Origin of the sequence: Erythrobacter sp. MTPC3, assembly GCF_042854385.1 — a bacterium.
GTDB lineage: Bacteria > Pseudomonadota > Alphaproteobacteria > Sphingomonadales > Sphingomonadaceae > Erythrobacter.
This window is the reverse complement of the sequence record NZ_BTGP01000010.1, coordinates 104,329-118,971: the sequence shown is the minus strand read 5'-3', so window position 1 is coordinate 118,971 and position 14,643 is coordinate 104,329. Positions and strand designations below refer to the sequence as shown.

Sequence of the window (14,643 nt, the reverse complement as noted above, 5' to 3'; positions counted from 1 at the left end):
CAAGAAGCAGGAGAAGACCCCCATGAGCATCGATTTCAAAGACAAGGTAGCGATCGTCACCGGCGCAGGCGGAGGTCTGGGCAAGGCTTACGCTCTGGAACTGGCAAAGCGCGGCGCAAAAGTTGTCGTCAACGACCTTGGCGGATCGCGCGATGGCACCGGCACATCCGATGCCGCTGCCGAAGTGGTTGCTGAGATCGAAGCCGCTGGCGGTGAAGCGATGGCCAATGGCGGCAGCGTCACGGAATACGACCAGATGGAAAAGATGGTCGCCGATGCCAAGCAAAAATGGGGCGGCGTCCACGTCCTCATCAACAATGCCGGCGTCCTGCGCGACAAGACTTTCGCCAAGATGACCCCGGATGATTTCGAATTCGTTCTGAAAGTTCACCTCACTGGGTCGGCTTTCGTGACCAAGGCATGCTGGGAAACCTTCCGCGAACAGTCCTATGGCCGCGTGCTGATGACCGCATCCTCAACCGGTCTGTTCGGCAACTTTGGTCAGGCCAATTACGGCGCGGCCAAGCTGGGTCTCGCCGGTCTTACCAAGACGCTCCAGCTTGAAGGCGCGAAGTACAACATCCGTTGCAACTCGCTTTCCCCGGTCGCTGGTACACGCATGACCGAAGACCTCTTCCCAGAAGAAGCATTCAAGCTGTTCGCACCTGAAAACGTTGTTCCAGCCGCGCTTTTCCTGGTGAGCGAAGATTCGCCGACCAACGCAATCGTCGGCGCTGGCGCTGGCGGTTTCCACTCCTCGTGGGTGGTGATGAACGATGCGGTGTGGCTGAAAGATGGCGAGCGCACGGTCGAAGGTTTCGCTGATCGTTGGGACGACATCAGCTCGTTCACCAACCTCGTCGCTCCGCAGTCGGGCAGCGAGCAATCGGGCGCGATCCTGAAAGCGATGCAGAAAGTGACCGGCACCGGTCCTGACAGCGCGCGCGGCTGATCGACCCACATCCGATACGCGTCCAAGCGTATTGACACAGTAATACACCGGGCCTAGTTTCTCTCGTCTAAGCGATGGGAGGCTAGGCCCGATGTATAGCGAAGACGATCTTAATTCAGCCGTCGAAGCCGGCGCAATCACGCCGGAGGCTGCGCAAAGTTTTCGCGCGCACATGACGCAAGTGCGCGAATTGCCGCGTTCCTCGGAAGAGAACTTTCGCCTCGTAAACAGCTTCAACGACATTTTCGTCGCGATCGGGATTGTTATCCTGCTTCTGGCTACCGGCGCGATTGGACAAGCCATTGCCAGCGTTCTCGCTCCGGTGAGTGATGCCTGGCAGCTGGTTCGAGCCGCTCCCGGCACAACGCCTGCGCAAGTGGAAGCGTGGCAGCAGGCTGAAAACCTCCACGATGCCCTGCAAATTTCGTTTGCCGGACTGCTGGTTGCCGCGACCGCATGGCCGCTGTCCGAATTCTTCACCCGGCGCCGCCGAATGTCGCTTCCCTCAATCCTGCTGCTGCTCGCCTTTGTCGGAGGCACTTTCGCAACCATGCTCGGCATGGGCATCTTTTTTGTTGAGAGTGGCGGTGACCGTATCGGTGCCATCGCTATTTCGTCCGCAGCGCTGATCACGGCCGGAGGGGCTTACCTGCACTGGCGCCGCTTTGCCGTTCCGATCACAATCGCAGCTGGCACCGCGGCGGTTGCGGCGTCAACGATAGGATTGATAGCCGCCGGTGTCGGACCCGACAATTTGAACACGGACTTTTTACTCGGGCTGGTCTTTGCCGCCGGGCTTGCAGTCTTTGCCTTTGCCATGCGCTGGGACATTACCGACCGCGAACGCACGACGCGGCGCAGCGATGTCGCATTCTGGCTGCACCTTCTAGCCGCCCCGATGATCGCGCATCCGATTTTTGCCCTTATCGGAGTGACGGACGGCGACAATATCGGCGTCGGCGCAGCGTTTGGCGTGCTCGCGGTGTATGTCGGTTTCGGCCTGCTCGCGCTGGCAATTGATCGCCGCGCCTTGCTGGTTTCGGCCCTCGCCTATGTGCTGTTTGCGCTCACATTCCTGTTCCGCGAATTTGGAGCGGTGGAGCTGAATTTCGCGCTGACCGCGTTTGTCATCGGTTCGGCTCTGCTCAGCCTGTCAGCGTTCTGGCAACCGATCCGCAAAAGCGTGGTTGCGGCACTGCCCGGCGACATTCGCGATCTGTTACCGGTAACCCATGAACTGTCGGCGGCTACGCCTGCGACCTGATCCCGCGCCTTATGTAAGACACGTGCAGATCGCTTAATCGTCGACCGATTTCATCAGGCGCCGCTCCATCGGCGCGAGGACGCCGGCAAGATCGTGACCGCGTTTAAGCACCTGACCATGTTCGCCAAACAGCGTGTACATGCCCTGTTTGTTCCTGAGCGACGGGCGCTTTTCAATGCGCGCCTGCGGACGTTCTGTCGCCCTGCGAAAGGCGGCGAAGCTGGCGGCGTTCCGATCGAAATCCATCGCATAATCGCGCCACTGCCCGGCTGCGACCATGCGGCCATACAAATCCATGATGCGCTGCAATTCGAGGCGCTCAAAACCCACCTGCCCGCCTGCGCGGCCCGGAAAAGCAACAACCTGACCTGACGAAGAATTACCCTGCGGTCCTGACGCCATCAGTCGCTGGTTCCGCTGCGTTTGGGATCAAGATCAAGGGATGTCTGCTCTGGCAATTGGGTGCCATGCGCGCCGCCCGCCTTGATCTCGGCGATTTCGGCTTTCAGCGATGCGAGCTCGTCTTGCAACACCTCGATGCAATCGATGCGGTTCCCCTCTGCATCCTCGCAATCGGGCATCGTTCCGTATGGGATGAATTCCTTGATCCACTCCTCCGCCGGGACAAGTGTGGAGCGCGCCTTGAAACCGACCATCGTGGCCCCCGCTGGCACATCCTCCATGACCACGGCATTGGCTCCGACCCGGCCCCTTTCGCCTACGACGATGGGGCCAATAATCTGCGCGCCGGAACCGATGATGACGTTGTCTTCCAAAGTCGGGTGACGTTTGCCGCCCTTGCCATTGGTTGGGTTGGTCCCGCCCAGCGTCACACACTGATAGATCGTTACATTATTGCCAATCTCGGCGGTTTCGCCAATCACCGTAAAGCCGTGATCGATGAAGAAATTGCGCCCGATTGTCGCGCCCGGATGAATATCGATGGCGGTCAACACGCGCGAAATATGATTGATCATCCGCGCCAGAAAATACAGCTTCGCATCGAACAGCCAATGCGCAATCCGGTGGAAGCCCAAGGCCCAAACGCCGGGATATAAAAGGATTTCCAAGCGCGAGCGCGGCGCCGGATCACGGGCACGGATTGAGTCCAGATAACTTTTGAGCGTGTCGAACATTGCGCTTTTACTCCCACCAATCGGGCGGATTTGCAAACACGGGCTACAACAGTTTTTGTTGTTCGGGCCCTTGCAACGCTTCCAACGCTGCTCTCCACACAGACATGGTGGCCGCCGACTGACGTTCAAGGCTGATACGGTCGATCATCGCCACCAGCGCCTCCAGGTCGGCAAAGCTGCGCTCTGTGCGGGGCACCAAATATTCGGCAGCACCATCGGCCAGCGACAATGCGCGCTGTTCAGCAAATCCCTCGATCAACTGGGCAGCCATCTCATCGTCCGGCTCTCCAATCTCCAGCTGGAGCGAACCGCCTAGGCGCGAGGCAAGGTCGGGCAGAGCGATTTCCCAAGGCTGTTCATCTGCAATCATCAGCAGCGGCTCACCCGCCTTTGATCCGCCCTGTTGCGAGGCGTTCCAGCGGTGAAACAGGCGGGTTTCATCCTGCCGGTCTGCTCCGTCGATCACGTCGATGCCCTGCGCTGCGGCCCAGCGCCCGATCAAGGTTTTTCCCGAGCGCGCAGGCCCGGTCAGGACCGCGCTGTTGAACGGCCAGCCAGCCGGGTCGCGAAGCGCGTCGATAACATGCGCGTTGGCATTGCCCACCACGATGCGCTGCGCCTCTCCTGCTGCGCGGGTGACGAGAGGGAGGGCGATCTGCCGGGTTGGAGAAGCCGTTTTTGCCATCGCGCAGACCGCAGGGCTTAACGGCTGATGGCGAGAGCGTTTGCGCCCTGACGCACAGTGAACCCGCGCGATCGCAGCGACGCAGCCAGTTCATCAAGACTGCCGGCATAGGTAACGCGCATGACCGAGGTGCCGCCCATCGCGGTGCTGGTAACTGCAACGCCGCGCACCCCGGTAGAGCCGCGCACAGCGGACAGCGCCTCCCCAAACGCAGCCGCATCGGGAGAGGCGAATTGCACCACATAATTGCTGGCAGCGATTGGTGCGGGCGTTTCCGTGCCGGTCGAGGCGATATTTGCCTCCGCAGTGGCGGCAGTCTCTGCAGCGTTCGCGGCAGCTGCTTCGCGGGCGCGGATGGCGCGGCCAATTTCAATCAGGCGCTGCAGAGCCGGATCAACCTCGCCCGATGCTCCCAATCGCAAAGTCGGATCGGGCTGCAATTTGCCCTCAACCAAGGCGGATTCGTAAATGGCATCTATCCGGTCGACTGCATCGCCCAGCATGTCGGGCACAGCACCGGGGCCGGCGGCAGTCAGCTTGAACGATTCTAGAACACGGCTATCCGGTCCGTAACGCGCCGTGAACGTTCCTGTCACTGGGCCGCCGGGATATTGGTAATCCAGCCGCGCGATAGGCACCAGAGCATCGGCAGCACCGTATTGGTCCAACGTCGTGCGCCACCATGCGCGGCTGCGGCGTCCCGCCTGTCCGTAATTGAGGAGCAGCGAATCGCCGCCAGCGCCTGTGGGCCGGACATAATCGATCCGGCTGCGGCCCGGATTGAATTCCGCCCAGGCGCGTTGCCAGTCGTTGCGGCGTTCGAATGCCGTGTAAGTGCCCGCGTTCGCCATCACCGGTACCAGCAGCATCGGCGCCGACGAACGCGCTGTCGTCACTCCGCCCAGATATCGCGAAGCGCGTTGACGGTCGAAAATTACACCCAGCGTTGCAATGTACCGTTTCGGCCCGATCCGCTCGCGCTGAATTACAATGGATGACACCATGCTGGAAAGCTGGCTGTCGGATACGGGAGGACCGTCGAGTTGCTGCCATGCAAGCCGCTGTGCACGTTTCCACGCCTCCTGCCGGGCCTCCTCGCCGCTGTCGCTCCGTTCATCGACCTCGATCCCGCGCACCTCGAAATCGGCAGAGGACGCTGTGGCCGCAATCCCGCGCTCGCCTGCGACCTGAGCCAGCACGATCGCGTATGTTCCGCCCAACAGGACAAGCGCGATCAGCGCGGCTAAGCCATACCGGGCGGCGGGTGTGACCGGCGCGGAAAGGCGCGGCATCGCAGCCGCGATCCTCGGCAAAAGGGCCTCCGCTGAGGGGCCTGAAAGGGTGTTTGGCGTAACCATCGGGGAAATCACGCGCCTTTTGCCCAAAGGCGAGTGGAATTCCAAGCGGGAAAGGCTAAACGCATGGGCATGATTTTGAGGATTGTATGACTTCTGAGACGGGTTCAAGCGACAAATCGGGCCAAGCGCATGAAAAGAACGGCTACACCTATGCCGGTGCAGGCGTTTCCATCGATGCCGGAAACGCGCTTATCAAAGCCATCGCTCCCTTGGCGAAAGCCACCGCCCGCCCTGGGGCGACGAGCGAACTGGGCGGTTTCGGCGGATTTTTCGATCCCAAAGCGGCGGGCTACACCGATCCGCTGCTGGTCGCGGCCAATGACGGTGTCGGGACCAAGCTGAAACTGGCGATTGATTATGACCGCCATGACACGGTCGGCATCGATCTGGTGGCAATGTGCGTGAACGATCTGATAGTTCAGGGGGCAGAGCCATTGTTCTTCCTCGATTATTTCGCAACCGGCCACCTCGAAAACGGTGTCGCAGAACGGGTCGTCGCGGGCATTGCAGAGGGGTGCAAACAGGCCGGTTGCGCACTGATCGGCGGAGAGACTGCTGAAATGCCGGGCATGTACAGCGACGGCGATTACGACCTTGCCGGGTTTTGCGTCGGCGCGGTTGAACGCGGGGAGCAGCTTACCGGAGAGAAGGTCGCGCCCGGCAACGTCCTGCTGGGCCTTGCATCGTCCGGTGTGCATTCGAACGGCTATTCGCTGGTACGCAAACTTGCTGCGGATTTTGGCTGGAAACTGGAGCGCCCAGCGGTGTTCGATCAGGAGCGGCTGCTGATCGATACGCTGATCGAACCGACCCGTATTTACGTCGCAAGCCTGATGCCGGTGGTGCGTGACGGGCAGATCAATGCGCTCGCGCATATCACTGGCGGCGGTCTGCTTGAGAACATCCCCCGTATCTTGCCGGACGGTGCACACGCGCGGGTCGATGCCGATGCGTGGGACCAGTCCCGGCTGATGGCGTTCCTTCAGGCGCAAGGGAATATCGAGCCTGCCGAAATGGCGCGCACTTTCAATTGCGGCGTGGGCATGGTTCTAGCCGTTGACGCGGACAAGGCAGACAAGGTCGCAGCCCGTCTGGGCGAAGCAGGCGAAACAGTGGTCCGCGTTGGATCAATCGAAGCAGGCGAAAAAGGCTGCACTGTTCGCGGATCGCGGGGCACGTGGTCAACAACCAGCGATTGGGAGGCCACGCATCTTGGCTGACAAGGCGCTCCGCCGAAAAGCTAAAGTCGCGATCTTTATCTCGGGCACGGGCACCAATATGGCCGCCCTGCTCTATGCCAGCCTGCTTGACGCCAGCCCTTACGAAATCGTGCTGGTCGCCAGCAATCGCGAGGATGCTGCAGGGCTCGAAATTGCCTCTGCAGAAGGCGTGCCGACCTTCGTGCACTCGCATAAAGGTCACAGCCGCGCCGAACATGATGCGGCGATGGAAAAGGCACTGGTCAGCGCGGAAACGGAATATTTGGTTCTTGCCGGGTATATGCGAATCTTGTCCGATGATTTCGTGCGCCGCTGGGAGGGCCGCATCCTCAATATCCACCCTTCGCTTTTGCCCAAATATAAGGGGCTGGACACCTTTGCTCGCGCCATCGCGGCGGGGGATAGCCATGCCGGGGCCAGCGTGCATATCGTCACGCCTGAGCTGGATGCAGGCGAAGTGCTGGCGCAGGCGCGCGTCGCCGTCCGCAGCGGCGAAACGCCGGAAACCCTGGCAGACCGCGTAAAATATGCCGAGCACCAGCTATATCCCCGCGCTGTCGCCGATTACGTCTCGCGCAGCTACGATGCCGGATATCTTTACGACCGGGTCAGCGAGATGGCACTGGCGCTGCCCGAGTCGCACTCGCGCGACAGCCACGGCTTGCCCGCCTTTCGGGTCGGGACCGAGAAATCGGGAAAATTCTTCGCCCATTTCAGCGAAAACCACCACGGCAGCGAACATATCGCGGTGCTCGTCAAAACCGGCGGAATCGATGAACTGCTGAACCTGGTCGAGGCGCATCCCGAAACCTACTTCAAACCCGCCTATTACGGGGCGAGCGGTTGGGTCGGGCTGATCCTGAATCGCCCCGGCGTCGATTGGGATCACGTGGCTGATTGGCTTGAACGAAGCTGGCGCAGCGTCGCGCCTGCCCGCCTGACAAAGCTGCGCGATGCGGCGGACATGTTCTGATGGCGACGCGCGCGGCCCCTTCCCTGCCCCAACGGTCCCACCCGCTGGCGCGCGCGCCAATTGTCGATAAATCCAACGGCTGGCTGAAACAGGCGTGGAGCAGGGGGTGGTTGCCTCCTCCATCGCTTGACCCGGAGGAGCTTTGGGCAGCGGCTGCGAAAAGCCTTGGCGCGCAGGCTGGTGAAGCAGAGATTGCCGGGCGTAATCCGGGCGATGTTGCCGATTTTCGTCTTCGGCTTTCGGAATTGACGCGGGCGATCATGGCAGAGGCGGACCTGAATCCGATTGGCCGCGCGATGGCTTGGGGCCAGCTGGTGCGGGTCATCCGCAACCGCCTGCGATTTGGTGCGCTTTGGTCCGGTCGCCCGGAGCTGCTCGCAACAAAACTTGCCCCGCCGATCATCGTAATCGGCCATATGCGCAGCGGGACGACCCGCATTCACAAATTGCTGGCCGCAGACCCCGCGCATTCGGCAACACGGTACTGCGATGCCTCGCACCCGGTGCCGAGCTTTCCCGATATGCGCCGGTTAAAAGGCGCAATCGACCTTATGATGATGCGCCGGATCAACCCGTGGATCGACACCATTCATCCCATGGCGAGCGGCGAGGTCGAGGAAGAGCTTGGCTGGATCGCTGCGGCTCTCAACCATTCGATTTACGAATCGCAGTGGCGCATCCCGAGCTATTCCGCCTTTAGCGAGGCGCGCGACCCGGCCCCTGTTTACCGCGAATTTGCACGCATGCTCAAAACCGATGCGGCGCACCGTGGTCTGGCGGACCGTCCCCGCGTGATGAAAGTGCCCGCTTTCTCCGAAGATCTTGCTGCGCTGCTGGCGCTTTTCCCCGACGCCCGGCTGGTGTTGGCAGAGCGCGAAAACGATGCAGTGCTTCGAAGCGCGGTTTCCCTCGTCGCCAATCAGATGGCAATCCAGTGCGACAGCTGCGACCTTGGCTGGATCGAGAATGAATGGCGGCGCAAGCTTGCCCTGCGCGAGGCCCGGATGGGTGCTGCGCTAAAAGGCTGGAATGGTCCGGTCGCGCGCCTGAACTTCGATGCTCTCAACGCCGATTGGGAAAGCGAAATTCGCAGGACTTACAGCGATCTGGGCATGGAATTGTCTGGCGAGGCACTGGCATTGATGAGCCGCGAAATGGCTGGAAGCGAAGATGGCCACCACCGCGCGCACTCACAGCAGCTGGCGCATTTCGCCCGCAGCGCAAATCTGTCTGGTTGATCACAAACAAAAAGGGCCGCCCCACCGGACGGCCCTTTTCGTGTGCTTGTCGAACGTGCCGCTCAGCCGACGATCTCGTCTTCGTTGAAGAAGTAGTCGATTTCGATCTTCGCGTTTTCTTCGCTGTCCGAACCGTGGACAGTGTTTTCACCGATCGACAGGGCGTGTTCCTTGCGGATTGTGCCTGCTTCAGCATCAGCCGGGTTGGTCGCGCCCATGATGTCGCGGTTGCGCTTGACCGCGTCTTCCCCTTCGAGAACCTGAACGACCACTGGCTCGCTCATCATGAACTCGACCAGCTCGCCGAAAAACGGGCGTTCTTTGTGCACGGCGTAGAAGCCTTCGGCCTGTTCCTGGCTCATGTGAATACGCTTGGACGCGACGACGCGCAGGCCGGCTTCTTCCAGCATTTTGGTGACGGCGCCGGTCAGGTTGCGGCGGGTTGCGTCGGGCTTGATGATCGAAAAGGTGCGGGTGACCGCCATGGTATCTATCCTTGAAAATGTGCGCGTCTTTGCGCCGGGGGTTGCCCTATCACAGGGCGTATCGAATTCCGGCGCGCGCTTAGCTGTGTGGACGCGGCAATTCAAGTGTTTGATGGCGCGTCATCGGGCGGCACTGCCCAGCCCGGTTGTCAGTTGGCCGATCGTCCGGTCGTCCCGGCGCGACGTGCTGAGCGTGAATACAGCGCCTTGTTCGTTCTCCCCGGTCATCAGCGCGCCGTCGTTTAGCGCGGTGTCGATCATGATGGCAAAGCCCGCCGCCTCAGCCGCCTCGCGGTAGAATGCTGCGATCTCTAACGGGGCCGCATCGCTTGCGAAGGTCAAGAGCACAATCCGGTTTCCGCCGTCTTCGTCGAAACGAGTATTCGACATGATTTCCGCCCCTGGAAACAGAGCAAATCCGGCTGGCAGTTCGACCGGCACATCGGCCCCTGAACGGACTGTGGCAGTGCCGCTTTCAGTTTCAATCGAGGCTGCGGTTTCGCCCGTTTCTGGGTCGATGGAATAGCGCAAGGTTTGCTCGGCCTGATCCGCCTCATCGCCTGCTCGCTCTGCGTCGCACGCGCTCAGGATAAAGCAGCCGCCGACCGCGACTGCCGCCCTGATCATTTTGCCCCCACGTTCCACTATGCGACTTTTATCCAGCGCCCGTCTTCCTGTCGGAAGAATGCTCGCTCCAGACCATCCTTGCCGTCTAGCGAGCGCCAGGTGGCCCGTGCCTGCTCCACCGTGGTGTCATCGAAGAGCAGGAAACTGCGCGCAAAACCATCCGCATCGCGCCAATGTCCATCAGCATAGATGACATGCGTTGCACCATTTGCGTTTTGGAGATCAGCAGCAATCAACACTGGCTGGCGGGTGTCATCGGCGGTGCCAGCCTCTTCATTGGCAAGAAAGCTGGTCGGGCCGGATTTCCAAAGCGATTTGCTGATCGCCTCGCGCTGCTCTGCATCCGCGCTTACGACGAGCATGCGCTCTCCCGATCCGAGCACACGCTCGGCGATCAGGGCGCACACCTTTTCCGCCGGATCGCGGGACAGCTGCCAGAAATCGACTTTCATGCCCGGGTTCTAACCATTCTTGTTTCGCTTGCAGCGTTCTGAGCAGTAGCGGACATTGTCCCAGTCCCGCTCCCACTTCTTGCGCCACGTAAACGGCAGCCCGCAGGTCTCGCAGATTTTCGAGGGCAGATCCGATTTCTTGCGCATCCGCCCCACGAAAACTTACTCCGCGACGTCTTTGACAAGCTGGTCGATCAGGCGCGCACCGTATCCGGTTGCACCCTTGTCCCATGTATGACCGGGCTTGTCCGACCATACCATGCCCGCAATATCGAGGTGCGCCCACGGCGTATCCTTGCGGATGAAACGGTGCAGAAACTGGGCCGCGGTGATCGATCCAGCGGGACGCGGGCCGACGTTCTTGATGTCAGCGATCGGGCTGTCGATCAACTTGTCATAGGCAGGGCCAATCGGCAGTCGCCACAACTTGTCTCCGACGGTTTTGCCAGCGCCGAGCAACTGCTCCGAAAGCGCATCGTTGTTAGAGAAAAGCCCGCCATGTTCGTGGCCCAGCGCAATGATCATCGCGCCTGTAAGCGTTGCCAGATCGATGATGCGCGCAGGGTCGTATTCTTCCTGCGCCCAATGCAGCGCGTCGCAAAGGACCAGACGCCCTTCAGCATCGGTGTTGAGCACTTCGACGGTCTGCCCGCTCATCGTGGTAACGACATCGCCGGGGCGCTGCGCTTTACCATCGGGCATGTTTTCAACCAGGCCCATCACCGCGACGACATTGGCTTTTGCCTTGCGCGATACCAGTGCGAGCATACCGCCCGCCACTGCACCAGCGCCGCCCATATCCCACTTCATATCTTCCATGCCGGGAGGCGGTTTCAGCGAAATGCCGCCCGTGTCGAAGGTAACGCCCTTGCCTACAAACACAGTCGGCTTGTCACCCGGATTGCCGCCATTCCAGCGGATCGCAAGCATCCGGGATGGCTGTTCCGAACCCATGCCCACGCCCAGCAATGCGCCCATGCCCAGCTTTTCCATCTCTTCGATGCCTAGCACGGTGATTTCGGCGCCAGTCCCTGCGAATGCTTTTTCACAGCGTTCGACGAAGCTGATTGGATAAAGGATGTTGGCAGGCTCCGCGACGAGCGTGCGGGTGAATTCAACGCCCTTGGCAATCGCTGAAGCCTCTTCCCACGCGGTTTCGGTGCCCGATGGCGCGCCGATTACGTGAACCTTGGTCAGCGAGGGCCGTTTTTCCTTGGCAAGTTTTGTCCGGTAGGTGTCATACCGCCAACTGCGAAGACGCAGGCCTAGCAGCGCCGCAGCGGCTTCTTTGCCCGAAAGATTCGCATGGCCCAGATCAATGACCATATCGGTTTCGCCCGAAGTCAGGAATTTCGCCGTCAGGGCCGCACCGGCACGCTCGACATTCAGCTGGCGATTGTCATCGGCGCTTTCGCCCGCACCTGACAGGGCGATGCGTGACAACGTCCCGTCGACCATCGCAAAACCATCAAACACTTGTCCGGCGCGACCTTTGAAACGGGCGGCCTTCGCCCCGTCGGCAATGGCCGCGTCAAGGTCTGTCAGGCTATCGCCCTGGTTCACGATGCGAGCGGTCAGCCGGACATTGGCTGGGGGTGTGTCGACGAAATGGATTTGCATGGGAGCTCCCGCGGAAAGTTCTGCGTTTTGGCCGGATTAATCTGCCTCGCTCTACCGAACGCGCGAGGCGTGCGAACAGCACCAAGGTATCCGGCCCTGAATGGCGATTGCGATTAAGCGCGAGCGATGCAATAGGCAAGCCACGTCACGAGCTTGAAAGGTCGGCAGGTTGGTCGCAATCGGCACATTGGTGCGCTGTATGACAAGGCCGGCAGGCCTTGCGCTGCTTGCTGTGCCTGCTTTGACAGTGGGTGCGACTGCCGCCGCGCAAGAATCGCGCGATGCCGATCCGCAGGCGGAAGGCGCCGATCAACAGCTGCAATCGCCGCTGGCTTTAACGGACGAAGCGGCGCTCGGCGATGCCATCGACTTCGAGGCGGACCAGCTCAGCTATGACAGCGAAGCCGATACCGTCACAGCGCGCGGGAATGTCATTCTTCGCAGCGCCGACAATTCCGTCCGCGCGGACGAAGTCGTGTGGGACCGAGGCACCGGGCAAATCATGGCGAGCGGCAACATTCGTTTCGTCGATGACGGCGGCAACCAGCTTTACACCGAAACGCTGGAACTGACCGACGAGTTCGAAGCGGGCGCGATGAATGACCTGCTGCTTGCATTGAGGGCAGGCGGAAGGTTGGCGGCGCGGTCCGGTGCGCGCGGAGATGATGGCACGATCGTGCTTACGGATGCAGCGTATACGGCCTGCGCGGTCAGCGACGAAGAAGGCTGCGCAAAAGACCCAAGCTGGCGCATCACCGCCAACCGCGTGACATTTGATCCGGAAGCCAATCAGGTCCGTTTCAAAGGCGCGATGCTCGAATTGTTTGGCGCGCGCATCCTGCCCCTGCCCGGCCTGTCGCTACGCACAGATGGCAGTGCAGTTTCCGGTTTTCTGGTGCCCAATGTCCGCATATCGGAGGTCAACGGGCTTGAGCTGTCAGGCGAATATTACTGGCGGCTGGCCGACAACAAAGACCTGACGCTTGGGGCAACCGTCTTCACCGAGGTCGCGCCGATGGTGAACGCGCAGTGGCGCCACCTTACCGATAAAGGCGCATACCAGATCACTGGCTATGCGACCGCATCGGCCCGTGTTTCCGATTTCACCGGTGTCCCGACAAGCGAAACCGACCCGCGCGGCTATCTGTTTGCAAATGGCACATTCCAGTTCACCCCCGAATGGAGCCTCACCGGATCGGTTCGGCTGGCAAGCGACCGCACTTTCCTCAGGCGGTATGATCTTAGCCGCGATGACCGCCTGCGCTCGACCATCAATCTTGAGCGGATTGACGACGATTCCTACCTTTCGCTGGCCGGATGGGCGACCCAGACACTGAGGATCAATGCCGAGCAAGGACAGATCCCGGTTGCGCTTCCCGCATTCGATTACCGGCACAATATCGATGATCCGCTGCTGGGCGGGCAGATACAGCTTCAGGCGAACACGCTCGCCCTGATCCGCAATGACGGTCAGGATACACAGCGCGCGTTTGCCGGGGCGAAATGGGATTTGCGGCGGCTGACCGGGCTTGGCCAGGTCGTCACGCTGACTGGCCTGGTGCGCGGCGATGTCTATCACACCGACAACACCCTTGCGACGCAGACCGATATCTATCGCGGAAATGAAGGCTGGACCACGCGCGGCATTGCGACGGCTGCGCTGGATATCGAATGGCCATTTGTCGGCGAAACGTTCGGCGGGACTCAGGTTCTGACGCCGCGCGTGCAGTTCGTCGCGAGCCCGTCGATCAAAAATCTCGACGTGCCGAACGAAGATGCGCGCGCCATCGACCTTGAGGATTCGAACCTCTTCGCGCTCAACCGTTTCCCCGGATATGACCGGGTAGAGGACGGCGTTCGCATGACCTACGGCTTGGATTGGTCGCTGACCAAGCCGGATTGGCGGATCAAAACGAATATCGGCCAGTCATACCGCCTCGATAACGAGCGCACGATTTTTCCCGACGGCACCGGCCTGTCGGACAAGTTCTCCGATTTTGTCGGGCGGACAGAAGTGCGCTGGCGCGATTATGTCCAGTTTACCCACCGGTTCCGGCTGGACAAGGACAACATTGCCGTGCGCCGTAATGAAATCGACGCGACCATCGGTTCGCAGCGCACCTATCTCGAAGTGGGTTACCTGCGCCTCAACCGCGACATACAGGAAGTCGAGGATCTGCAGGACCGCGAAGAATTTCGCGCTGCGGCGCGTGTGGCTATCGGTCCGCATTGGTCGGCATTCGGCTCGGGCGTATTCAACCTGACCGGCGCAGACGAAGACCCGACTTTCGCACCCGACGGGTTCGAGCCTATCCGCACCCGTCTGGGCGTCGCGTACAGCGATGACTGCATCGAGTTTGGCCTGACATGGCGGCGCGATTTCATTACGGCGGGCGATGCCGAACGCGGCAACACGTTCCAATTGTTCTTCGCCCTCAGAAATCTCGGCTTCCGCTAGGGCGCGTCGCGCGCCTTTCCGGCAAACACGCACCCTCACGAATTGGCATGCGCCAAAAAACGGGTTAAAGGCGCTGCAACAGGTGCAGACCGGCGCTCAGCCTTCGTTAAGCAGAGCGGTGACATGACCTGCCAAACAGCGCGAGAGGGGCCGCGCAAACTTGAATATTCACCAT

The 14,643-nt window shown here is 60.7% G+C and carries 15 protein-coding genes; 6 read left to right on the top strand and 9 right to left on the bottom strand.

All coding sequences use genetic code 11. The features are described from left to right. Window positions 1-22 precede the first annotated feature (22 nt). Both ACGHU1_RS13930 and ACGHU1_RS13925 read left to right on the top strand, forming a co-directional pair. Entirely contained in the window at window positions 23-952 is a 930-nt protein-coding gene (locus ACGHU1_RS13930; RefSeq protein WP_390587910.1) for an SDR family NAD(P)-dependent oxidoreductase, read from the top strand. Between the two features lie 91 nt (window positions 953-1,043). Continuing rightward, window positions 1,044-2,216, top strand: coding sequence for a hypothetical protein (locus ACGHU1_RS13925; RefSeq protein WP_390587909.1), 1,173 nt, complete (start codon window positions 1,044-1,046; stop codon window positions 2,214-2,216). A 33-nt stretch (window positions 2,217-2,249) separates the two neighbouring features. Here ACGHU1_RS13925 and ACGHU1_RS13920 read toward each other — a convergent pair whose 3' ends face one another. From ACGHU1_RS13920 to ACGHU1_RS13905, 4 genes are read right to left on the bottom strand one after another with little or no spacing between them, the layout of a single operon-like run. Further along, on the bottom strand, window positions 2,250-2,618 hold the full coding sequence (locus ACGHU1_RS13920) for a DUF2794 domain-containing protein (protein ID WP_390587908.1): 369 nt from the start codon (window positions 2,616-2,618) through the stop codon (window positions 2,250-2,252). Continuing rightward, window positions 2,618-3,352 carry a serine O-acetyltransferase EpsC gene (gene epsC / locus ACGHU1_RS13915; RefSeq protein ID WP_390587907.1) on the bottom strand — a complete coding sequence of 245 codons (735 nt, stop codon included), beginning with the start codon at window positions 3,350-3,352 and terminating at the stop codon, window positions 2,618-2,620. The genes ACGHU1_RS13920 and epsC overlap by 1 nt, the downstream gene beginning before the upstream one ends. 43 nt (window positions 3,353-3,395) lie before the next feature. Next, a complete protein-coding gene (locus ACGHU1_RS13910; protein WP_390587906.1) occupies window positions 3,396-4,037 on the bottom strand; it encodes an ATPase in 642 nt (213 codons plus the stop codon). A gap of 17 nt (window positions 4,038-4,054) precedes the next feature. Beyond that, on the bottom strand, window positions 4,055-5,329 hold the full coding sequence (locus ACGHU1_RS13905; protein WP_390587905.1) for a heavy-metal-associated domain-containing protein: 1,275 nt from the start codon (window positions 5,327-5,329) through the stop codon (window positions 4,055-4,057). 152 nt (window positions 5,330-5,481) lie between these two features. Between ACGHU1_RS13905 and purM the strand changes: the two genes are divergently transcribed. Genes purM through ACGHU1_RS13890 form a run of 3 tightly spaced genes read left to right on the top strand, consistent with a single transcriptional unit; the run spans window position 5,482 to window position 8,826 of the window. Beyond that, window positions 5,482-6,615, top strand: coding sequence for a phosphoribosylformylglycinamidine cyclo-ligase (gene purM, locus ACGHU1_RS13900; RefSeq protein ID WP_390587903.1), 1,134 nt, complete (start codon window positions 5,482-5,484; stop codon window positions 6,613-6,615). Beyond that, window positions 6,608-7,588, top strand: coding sequence for a phosphoribosylglycinamide formyltransferase (gene purN, locus ACGHU1_RS13895; RefSeq protein WP_390587902.1), 981 nt, complete (start codon window positions 6,608-6,610; stop codon window positions 7,586-7,588). Before purM ends, purN begins: the two co-directional genes overlap by 8 nt. After that, window positions 7,588-8,826, top strand: coding sequence for a sulfotransferase (locus tag ACGHU1_RS13890; RefSeq protein ID WP_390587901.1), 1,239 nt, complete (start codon window positions 7,588-7,590; stop codon window positions 8,824-8,826). Before purN ends, ACGHU1_RS13890 begins: the two co-directional genes overlap by 1 nt. Before the next feature lie 62 nt (window positions 8,827-8,888). On the opposite strand, the gene ndk is transcribed toward ACGHU1_RS13890, so the two are convergent. From ndk to ACGHU1_RS13865, 5 genes are all read right to left on the bottom strand, one after another. Beyond that, window positions 8,889-9,311: a nucleoside-diphosphate kinase gene (ndk, locus tag ACGHU1_RS13885; protein ID WP_390587899.1), complete on the bottom strand. Its 423-nt coding sequence runs from the start codon at window positions 9,309-9,311 to the stop codon at window positions 8,889-8,891. A gap of 120 nt (window positions 9,312-9,431) precedes the next feature. Then, complete coding sequence (locus ACGHU1_RS13880) at window positions 9,432-9,938, bottom strand: hypothetical protein (protein ID WP_390587897.1); 507 nt, start codon at window positions 9,936-9,938, stop codon at window positions 9,432-9,434. A 17-nt stretch (window positions 9,939-9,955) separates the two neighbouring features. Further along, window positions 9,956-10,390, bottom strand: coding sequence for a DNA polymerase III subunit chi (locus ACGHU1_RS13875; protein WP_390587895.1), 435 nt, complete (start codon window positions 10,388-10,390; stop codon window positions 9,956-9,958). Window positions 10,391-10,399: 9 nt separating this feature from the next. Beyond that, the gene (locus ACGHU1_RS13870) at window positions 10,400-10,537 is read right to left on the bottom strand and encodes a DUF2256 domain-containing protein (protein WP_390587893.1); all 138 of its coding nucleotides are present in this window, start codon (window positions 10,535-10,537) and stop codon (window positions 10,400-10,402) included. Between the two features lie 15 nt (window positions 10,538-10,552). Further along, window positions 10,553-12,010 carry a leucyl aminopeptidase gene (locus ACGHU1_RS13865; protein WP_390587891.1) on the bottom strand — a complete coding sequence of 486 codons (1,458 nt, stop codon included), beginning with the start codon at window positions 12,008-12,010 and terminating at the stop codon, window positions 10,553-10,555. 199 nt (window positions 12,011-12,209) lie between these two features. Here ACGHU1_RS13865 and ACGHU1_RS13860 point away from each other — a divergent pair, with 199 nt between their 5' ends. Further along, window positions 12,210-14,468 (top strand): LPS-assembly protein LptD, encoded by a 2,259-nt coding sequence (locus ACGHU1_RS13860; RefSeq protein ID WP_390587889.1) that lies wholly within the window; start codon window positions 12,210-12,212, stop codon window positions 14,466-14,468. Window positions 14,469-14,643: the final 175 nt, after the last annotated feature.

Bases quoted from the DNA above. Each gene is read 5' to 3' on its own strand.
- ACGHU1_RS13925 (WP_390587909.1), top strand. From the start codon at position 1,044: ATGTATAGCGAAGACGATCTTAATTCAGCCGTCGAAGCCGGCGCAATC.
- ACGHU1_RS13930 (WP_390587910.1), top strand. From the start codon at position 23: ATGAGCATCGATTTCAAAGACAAGGTAGCGATCGTCACCGGCGCAGGC.
- ACGHU1_RS13865 (WP_390587891.1), bottom strand. From the start codon at position 12,010: ATGCAAATCCATTTCGTCGACACACCCCCAGCCAATGTCCGGCTGACC.
- ACGHU1_RS13870 (WP_390587893.1), bottom strand. From the start codon at position 10,537: ATGCGCAAGAAATCGGATCTGCCCTCGAAAATCTGCGAGACCTGCGGG.
- epsC (WP_390587907.1), bottom strand. From the start codon at position 3,352: ATGTTCGACACGCTCAAAAGTTATCTGGACTCAATCCGTGCCCGTGAT.
- ACGHU1_RS13905 (WP_390587905.1), bottom strand. From the start codon at position 5,329: ATGCCGCGCCTTTCCGCGCCGGTCACACCCGCCGCCCGGTATGGCTTA.
- ACGHU1_RS13890 (WP_390587901.1), top strand. From the start codon at position 7,588: ATGGCGACGCGCGCGGCCCCTTCCCTGCCCCAACGGTCCCACCCGCTG.
- ACGHU1_RS13920 (WP_390587908.1), bottom strand. From the start codon at position 2,618: ATGGCGTCAGGACCGCAGGGTAATTCTTCGTCAGGTCAGGTTGTTGCT.
- ACGHU1_RS13910 (WP_390587906.1), bottom strand. From the start codon at position 4,037: ATGGCAAAAACGGCTTCTCCAACCCGGCAGATCGCCCTCCCTCTCGTC.
- ACGHU1_RS13860 (WP_390587889.1), top strand. From the start codon at position 12,210: ATGACAAGGCCGGCAGGCCTTGCGCTGCTTGCTGTGCCTGCTTTGACA.
- ACGHU1_RS13880 (WP_390587897.1), bottom strand. From the start codon at position 9,938: ATGATCAGGGCGGCAGTCGCGGTCGGCGGCTGCTTTATCCTGAGCGCG.
- ACGHU1_RS13875 (WP_390587895.1), bottom strand. From the start codon at position 10,390: ATGAAAGTCGATTTCTGGCAGCTGTCCCGCGATCCGGCGGAAAAGGTG.
- purM (WP_390587903.1), top strand. From the start codon at position 5,482: ATGACTTCTGAGACGGGTTCAAGCGACAAATCGGGCCAAGCGCATGAA.
- ndk (WP_390587899.1), bottom strand. From the start codon at position 9,311: ATGGCGGTCACCCGCACCTTTTCGATCATCAAGCCCGACGCAACCCGC.